Origin of the sequence: Komagataeibacter melaceti (assembly GCF_003403295.1) — a bacterium.
Taxonomy (GTDB): domain Bacteria; phylum Pseudomonadota; class Alphaproteobacteria; order Acetobacterales; family Acetobacteraceae; genus Komagataeibacter; species Komagataeibacter melaceti.
Map to the genome: position 1 here is coordinate 20,492 of NZ_QUWV01000024.1, position 7,208 is coordinate 27,699.

Genomic DNA, 7,208 nt, shown 5'->3' on the forward strand with positions numbered 1-7,208 from the left:
GGAATTAACTGGAATATAGGTCACGCCACCCCTGACCGCAAGAACTATAATGCAGGCGGAGACGTTACATTTCCTCTCCCTTAATCGTCTTGCCATATCCGCCACATGCCCCACATTATGCGGCCATGACACCCTCGCCCTCACCGCTGGAACCCGAACGGGAACAACGCAGTGAACGCCAGCCCGGCCGCAGCAGGCTGGTCGTGGTGGGGCTGATCGCCGCCGTGGTGGCGGGTGGCGGGCTGGGCACGGGTGGCTTCATGGCCGCGCGCGAGAACAGCAACGGCAGCCAGACCGCGCCCATGGCGGCGGATGCCGGGGGGCGTGGCACGGATGGCAACGGCCACCTGCAGCTCAACGCCCCGGTGCAGAACAGGCCGGACATGATGGGCCAGATGCCCATGATCGCCCCCGACCGGGCGGCGGAAATGCTGCGCCAGACATCCTATACCCCGGCCCAGCAGGCCGAGATACTGGCGGCGTTGCAGCGGCGTGAAATCGTGCTGGCGGACATGCCAATGTATGACATGCTGGGCGGCGGGGCGGTCGTGAACGTACAGTCGCTTGGCCTGGTCCAGACGGTGCATCTTGGCCCGCAGCCCAAAAGCGTGATCCTGCCCATCCGCATCGCGGGGAATGTCAGCATCACCACCGCGGGCGACCCTGGCCCTGCGGGCATACACGCGGGTGCGGTTTTCGTGCCGGGGCCGACGGCGCTGCCGGTCCTGACGCGGGATACGGAAATCGTGATCGGGGTAGTCGTGCAATGAAGCCGCTTTATCCGCTCCTGATGGAGCGGCTCGTGCCGCTCTTCATGGTTATTTTTCTGGTGCTGGGCAGCTTTCAGGCCGCCATGGCGCTACATCTTTCTCTCGCCAGCGTGCGGCATTTCATGGAATGGTGTGCCCCGGCATATCCGGTCCTGGCTGCGGGCAGCGCCCTGCTGGCACTGGCCGGGCTGTGGTTCGAGAGCCGGGCCGAGAAACTGGCCCGCAAGGGAATCCGACGCAGACGGGGGTGGATGATGGACGTACTTGCCAGGCTGACCAATCGCAGCGCGCTGGAGGAAATGCTGGCGCGCGAACAGAAGGAAACCGTGATCGACGCGGAGGAACTGGCCGCCAGCCTGCGGGCGCGCGTGATCGGCCAGGATCAGGTGTGCGAGGATATCGCTACCCAGCTCCGCCGCCGCATGGCGCTGCAGGTCCGGGGCAAGCCGGTGGGGATTTTCCTGCTGGCCGGGCCGCCGGGCACCGGCAAGACGTACCTGGCCAAGCAGCTTGCGCGCCAGCTTGACCGCCCGCTGCTCAGCTTTGACATGACGCAGATGAGTTCGCCCCATGCCGCGACCCAGCTTTTCGGCTCGCCCAAGGGGTATGTCGGCTCGGACACTTACGGCAAGCTGACCGGCGGGCTGAAGGAAAAGCCCGACGCGGTGGTGCTGCTGGACGAGATCGAGAAGGCGCATCCCGACGTTTTCAAGAAATTCCTGACCGCGTGGAATGATGGCCATGTGACCGAGGCCTCCACGGGGCAGCAGATCTCCACCGTGCGCAGCATCTTCATCCTGACATCCAACATCGCTACCGAGGCGCTGTCCGAAATCGCGGACCGTCTGGCGGATGAACCCGACAAGATGCGCGCCGAGTCGGTCGAGGCCCTGCGTCAGGCGGGCTTCGCCCCGGAAGTCCTGAACCGTCTGGACCGTATATTCGTGTTCCGCCCGCTGGAGGGACTCGACATTGCCCGTGTGGCGGCGCTCGAGATCGAGGCGATGATCGACAGCTACGGCCTGAAGGTGGAAACCGGCGGAATCGACGCGCAGCTCCTGTTCCAGGTCATGCGCCGTCAGGACCGCATGGGACCGGCCGCCAGCGCACGCGATCTGGCCCGCTCCATCGAGGACATGATCAGCGACTCGCTGATTACCGCCCGCCAGCAGGGTGCGAAGCTGGTACGCGTGGTGACGGATGAAAACGGGGTCGTGGCCCAGATTGCCGATGACACCGAAGCCCGCCGCGCCCGGGGCACGCCCTGACCCATGGCCGTGATGTCGCTCTGCCCGCCACGGGCCGCTGATGTGATGTTCCCTTTTCCCGCCATGGTTGCCGCCTGTGGCCAGATGAACGGCATGGGCTGCTGAATGTCGGCTTTTTCGCGTTTATGGCGTCGCGCCCCGATGTGGCGGTGGTGCCTGTATCTGATCCTGCTCTTCGGGCTGCTGACGGTCATCTTCCCGCCCGGCTACCTGACACGCCTTGTGCCCGCGCTGGGCAAGGTGGCCACGAACATCCATAACAAACTGGGCATGACCGACCCGCCCCCCGCCGAAACCGCGGCGGGCGAAGGAAATGGTGACGGCAGCGGTGAGGGGATCGTCACCATGATGCCCATAACCGACCGCCTGACCAACTCGATCCCGTTTGCCGGTCGTATCCTGCCGCTACCGGCGGGTGTGTGGCATCCGGTCATGAATGTCATCAACGGCCCGCATGGGGAGGTGCTGGAGAATATTCTGGTCCGGGTGCAGGGACATGTCGTGACCGGCCTGATCGGCGCGGAAGGCAGCATCCAGCCCGTGCCGGAATCGGCCATCGCCGCCATTGATACAAGCTGCCACGATGACCGCAACTTCATGTCGCGCGTGATAACGGCACATCCACCCGCGATGGAATGCTGGTTTACGGCGGCGGTCTATCCCTCCTCCATCAACCGCACGGCGGTCATAGCCAACCGGCTGAAGGAAGAAGGGTTTATCCTGCCGCCCGTCCTGCTGAAAACCGGCTGGAGCTACAGCACCCCCGCCGGTGACCATAATGTCAATGTCGAGACGGTGACCATCTTCCTCAACCCGGTCAATACCGACAGCACCCGCACCCTGCGCTCGCCACAGGACTGGACCAAGGAAATGCTGCCCCAGCAGCCTGCCGCCAGTGATTTTGTAAAGCGCACCGATACATGGATAGCCGAGTGGGCGCAGGTGATGCATGACGGCTTCCATAGCGACATGCTGGCCACGAATGCGGAAGAACGCGCCCGCCTTGCACGCGATCCCGCCGCCCCCCTGCCGGGACAGGCCAACCCGCTGGACTGAAAATCGTCCAGATAAATTATTGATAAATAATAAAAGTTTCTGAGTGCCGTCTTTTTTCAGAAAAGGCGGCGATACCTGAAGCGTCTTGAAAAAGCTTCACCAGAAACTTTTGACAGGCTGGCTCCCTGAGCCGTGTCCTAGCCCTGTCGCAGCACGTCGGAAATCTCGATCAGGAAGTCCAGCACCGTGCGGGTGCGCAGCGGCAGCGTGCGCGGGCCGGTATGCACTGCGTAGAATGGCAGTTCGGGGATTGTCCATTCCGGCAGCAGGCATTTCAGCCGCCCCGCCGCCAGATCTTCCTCTACCTGAAACGCAGGTAGCAGCCCGATGCCCAGCCCGGCCCGGACCGCCTGCAATACCGCCTCGCTGCTATTGGCGCGGAAGGGACCGCTGGCGGCCACCGTGGTTTCCCCTTCGCCCTTACGGGTGAACTGCCAGTCCTGACGCGTTCCGCCATAGCTGTAGGCAATACAGGGATGATTGAGCAGGTCGCGCGGATGTTCGGGCGTGCCGCGCCGGGCAAGGTAATCGGTCGAGGCGATCACACAGCGATGCACGGAACCCAGGCGGCGGGCGATCAGGGAGCCTTCGGCAATGGAACCGATGCGGATGGCGAGGTCCAGCCCCTCCTCCACCAGGTCACCAAACCCGTCACGCATGACCAGTTCGACCGACAGGTCCGGATGCTCCTCCAGCAGCTTGCCCAGCCGGCTGGTCAGGTACAGGCCGAACGCGGTGGTCACGCCCAGCCGCACGAGTCCTGAAACCGAGGCCCGGCGGCGACCAAGGGCCGTTTCCGCCGTTTCAAGGATTTCCAGCACTTCATAGGCATGCGGCAGCAGGCTGCGCCCGTCTTCCGTCATCATCAGGCTGCGGGTGGTGCGGGCGAACAGGGTGGCCCCGTAATGGGCCTCAAGCAGGGCAATGTGGCGTGAGATGGTCGGCTGGCTGGCTCCGGTTTCCCGCGAGACGGCAGAGAACGATCCCGTTGCCGCCACACGGACAAAGCTGTGCAAAGCAGAAAGCAGATCCATGGGGCCCCATCACATCCGGACATGTTATTACATTAATGTGGCTTTAGACGGCATCGTATTTATACACAATACAGAGAAAAGGCACCACGGATATGTGTGTAACGCAAAGGTACCTATGCCGTATGTGCATAGATGCCTTCCCATAAAAAAACGGCGGCCCGTATGGTACGAGCCGCCGTTCTGTCATGTCATTCCAGCCGGGGCTGGAACGGGCCGGTTAATCAGGCCGCCTTGGTCATGCCGCGCAGCACGGTCTGGAGAATGCCGCCATTGCGGAAATACTCCACCTCGTCCAGCGTATCGACACGGCACAGCAGCGGAACATCCTGCTTGGAGCCATCGGCGCGGGTGATGGTCATGGTCATCGTCATACGCGGCGTGATCTTGTCCAGACCGCGGATTTCGAAGGTCTCATCGCCCTTCAGGCCCAGCGTCTTGCGCGTCGTGCCTTCCTCGAACAGCAGGGGCAGCACGCCCATGCCCACCAGGTTGGAACGGTGGATGCGCTCGAAGCTTTCAGCAATCACCGCACGCACGCCCAGCAGCAGGGTGCCCTTGGCCGCCCAGTCGCGCGAGGAGCCCATGCCGTATTCCTTGCCGCCGATCACGACCAGGGGCACGCCCTCTTTCTTGTATTCCATCGCCACATCGTAGATGGAGCCTTCCTTGCCGTCCGGGAAGTGCTTGGACACGCCCCCTTCGGTGCCGGGCAGCATCTCGTTCTTGATGCGGATGTTGGCGAAGGTGCCGCGCACCATCACGCGGTCATTGCCACGACGCGAACCGTAGGAGTTGAAGTCCTTCTTCGCCACGCCATGCTCTTCAAGGTACTTGCCGGCAGGCGAGCTTTCCTTGATCGCGCCAGCGGGCGAGATGTGGTCGGTCGTGATGTTGTCACCCAGCAGCGCCAGCAGGCGCGCGCCGATGATGTCGCCACGCGGCTTGGGCTCGGGCGTGATGTCCTGGAAGTACGGCGGGTCCTGAACGTAGGTGGAGGACGCGTCCCACTTGTACGTCTCGGAACCGGTGGCGACTTTCAGCGCCTGCCATTCCTTCGTGCCCTGGCTTACGTGCTTGTAGCGGTTGATGAACTCCTCACGCGTGATCGCGGAACCCATCAGGGCGGCGACCTCGTGGTTGGTCGGCCAGATGTCCTTCAGGTAAACCGGCTTGCCATCCTTGGAGGTACCGAGCGGCGTGGTGGTGATGTCCTCGCGCATGGTGCCCAGCAGGGAGTAGGCCACCACCAGCGGCGGGCTGGCCAGGTAGTTGGCGCGCACGTTCGGCGAGATACGGCCTTCGAAGTTACGGTTGCCCGACAGGACGGACACCGCAACCAGCTTGTTGCCTTCGATCGCATCGACGATGTGATCTTCCAGCGGGCCGGAGTTACCGATACAGGTCGTGCAGCCGTAACCGACGGTGTTGAAGCCCATCGCGTCCAGTTCGGCCTGCAGGCCGGCGCGGTTGAGGTAGTCGGTCACCACCTGGGAACCCGGTGCGAGCGAGGTCTTGACCCACGGCTTGGGCTTCAGGCCCAGCGCACGTGCCTTTTTCGCCACCAGACCGGCTGCGATCAGCACGGCGGGGTTGGAGGTGTTGGTGCACGAGGTGATGGCCGCGATCACCACGTCACCGTGGCCGATCTCGTAATTGGTGCCAGCAACCTTCGCCTTCTTGTCCTTCTCCGCGGCGGGAACGCCGAGGCTTCCGGTCAGCTCGGTCTCGAACGCCTTGTCCGCACCCTTCAGCACGACGCGGTCCTGCGGGCGCTTGGGTCCGGCGATGGACGGCACGATGGTCTCAAGGTCCAGTTCCAGCGTATCGGTGAACACCGGATGCGCCGAATCGGCATGGCGGAACATGTCCTGCGCCTTGAGGTATTCTTCCGTCAGCTTGATGCGGTGCTCGTCACGGCCGGTCTGGCGCAGGTAATCCAGCGTCAGCTTGTCAACCGGGAAGAAGCCGCAGGTCGCGCCATATTCCGGCGCCATGTTGGCGATGGTCGCGCGGTCGGCCACCGGCAGGTGGTCAAGGGCGGGGCCGAAGAACTCGACGAACTTGCCGACAACACCCTTCTTGCGCAGCATCTGGGTGACCGTCAGCACCAGGTCGGTGGCGGTCGCGCCTTCGGGCAGCTTGCCCGTCAGCTTGAAGCCGATCACGTCGGGGATGAGCATGGCGATCGGCTGGCCCAGCATCGCGGCTTCCGCCTCGATCCCGCCAACGCCCCAGCCCAGCACGCCCATGCCGTTGACCATGGTGGTGTGGCTGTCGGTGCCGAACAGCGTATCGGGGTAGGCATAGTCCTTGCCGCCCACATGCGCCGTCCATACCGCCTGCGCGATGTATTCCAGGTTCACCTGGTGGCAGATGCCCGTGCCCGGCGGCACGACCGAGAAGTTCTCGAACGCTTCCTGGCCCCAGCGCAGGAAGGCATAACGCTCGCCATTGCGCTCGAACTCGATGGTGACGTTGTCCTGCAGGGCGTCCGGCGTGCCGGCCACATCCACCATGACCGAATGGTCGATCACGAGGTTGACGGGAACCAGCGGGTTCACCTTCTGCGGGTCGCCCTTGAGCTTGAGGATGCCGTCGCGCATCGCGGCCAGGTCAACCACGGCGGGAACGCCGGTGAAGTCCTGCATGAGGATGCGCGCGGGCTTGAAGGGCACTTCCTTGGTGCTGCGCCCTTCCTTCAGCCAGCCGGCGATGGCCTTGGCGTCATCGACGGTATAGGAATGACCGTCCTCGAACCGCAGCACGTTCTCCAGCAGCACCTTCAGGCTGACCGGCAGACGGGCCACGGAACCGATTGTCTTTTCCGCTTCCGGGATTGAGAAATAATGATAGGTCTTGCCGTCCACATTCAGTGTACGGCCCGTTTTCAGTGAGTCGTGCCCAACCGTCTTCATTGGCTTTTGTTTCCTCCGAGGCGTCAGCAACGGATCGTCCCGTATGATCGTGTCCCTGCGGCCCGTTTCCATGGTGCGGGTTAACGACCTTGCCGGGGACAACCGGCTTGATCTCCCAACGGGGGTAGAACATACCCGGACGCGGTTGCGACACAAGCTGGAGCC

General features: G+C 63.3%; 5 protein-coding genes. 3 read left to right on the forward strand and 2 right to left on the reverse strand.

Translation table 11 applies throughout. The features are described 5' to 3' along the window. Nucleotides 1-125: 125 nt before the first annotated feature. From DY926_RS02910 to DY926_RS02920, 3 genes are all read left to right on the forward strand, one after another. Nucleotides 126-770 (forward strand): hypothetical protein, encoded by a 645-nt coding sequence (locus DY926_RS02910; protein ID WP_116701992.1) that lies wholly within the window; start codon nt 126-128, stop codon nt 768-770. Further along, nucleotides 767-2,038 (forward strand): AAA family ATPase, encoded by a 1,272-nt coding sequence (locus tag DY926_RS02915; protein ID WP_116701993.1) that lies wholly within the window; start codon nt 767-769, stop codon nt 2,036-2,038. Before DY926_RS02910 ends, DY926_RS02915 begins: the two co-directional genes overlap by 4 nt. Nucleotides 2,039-2,143: 105 nt before the next feature. Continuing rightward, nucleotides 2,144-3,094 (forward strand): hypothetical protein, encoded by a 951-nt coding sequence (locus tag DY926_RS02920; RefSeq protein WP_186336051.1) that lies wholly within the window; start codon nt 2,144-2,146, stop codon nt 3,092-3,094. Between the two features lie 137 nt (nt 3,095-3,231). On the opposite strand, the gene DY926_RS02925 is transcribed toward DY926_RS02920, so the two are convergent. Next, nucleotides 3,232-4,128, reverse strand: a complete 897-nt coding sequence (locus DY926_RS02925; protein WP_116701994.1) for a LysR family transcriptional regulator — start codon at nt 4,126-4,128, stop codon at nt 3,232-3,234. 221 nt (nt 4,129-4,349) lie between these two features. Then, entirely contained in the window at nt 4,350-7,043 is a 2,694-nt protein-coding gene (gene acnA / locus DY926_RS02930; protein ID WP_116701995.1) for an aconitate hydratase AcnA, read from the reverse strand. Nucleotides 7,044-7,208: the final 165 nt, after the last annotated feature.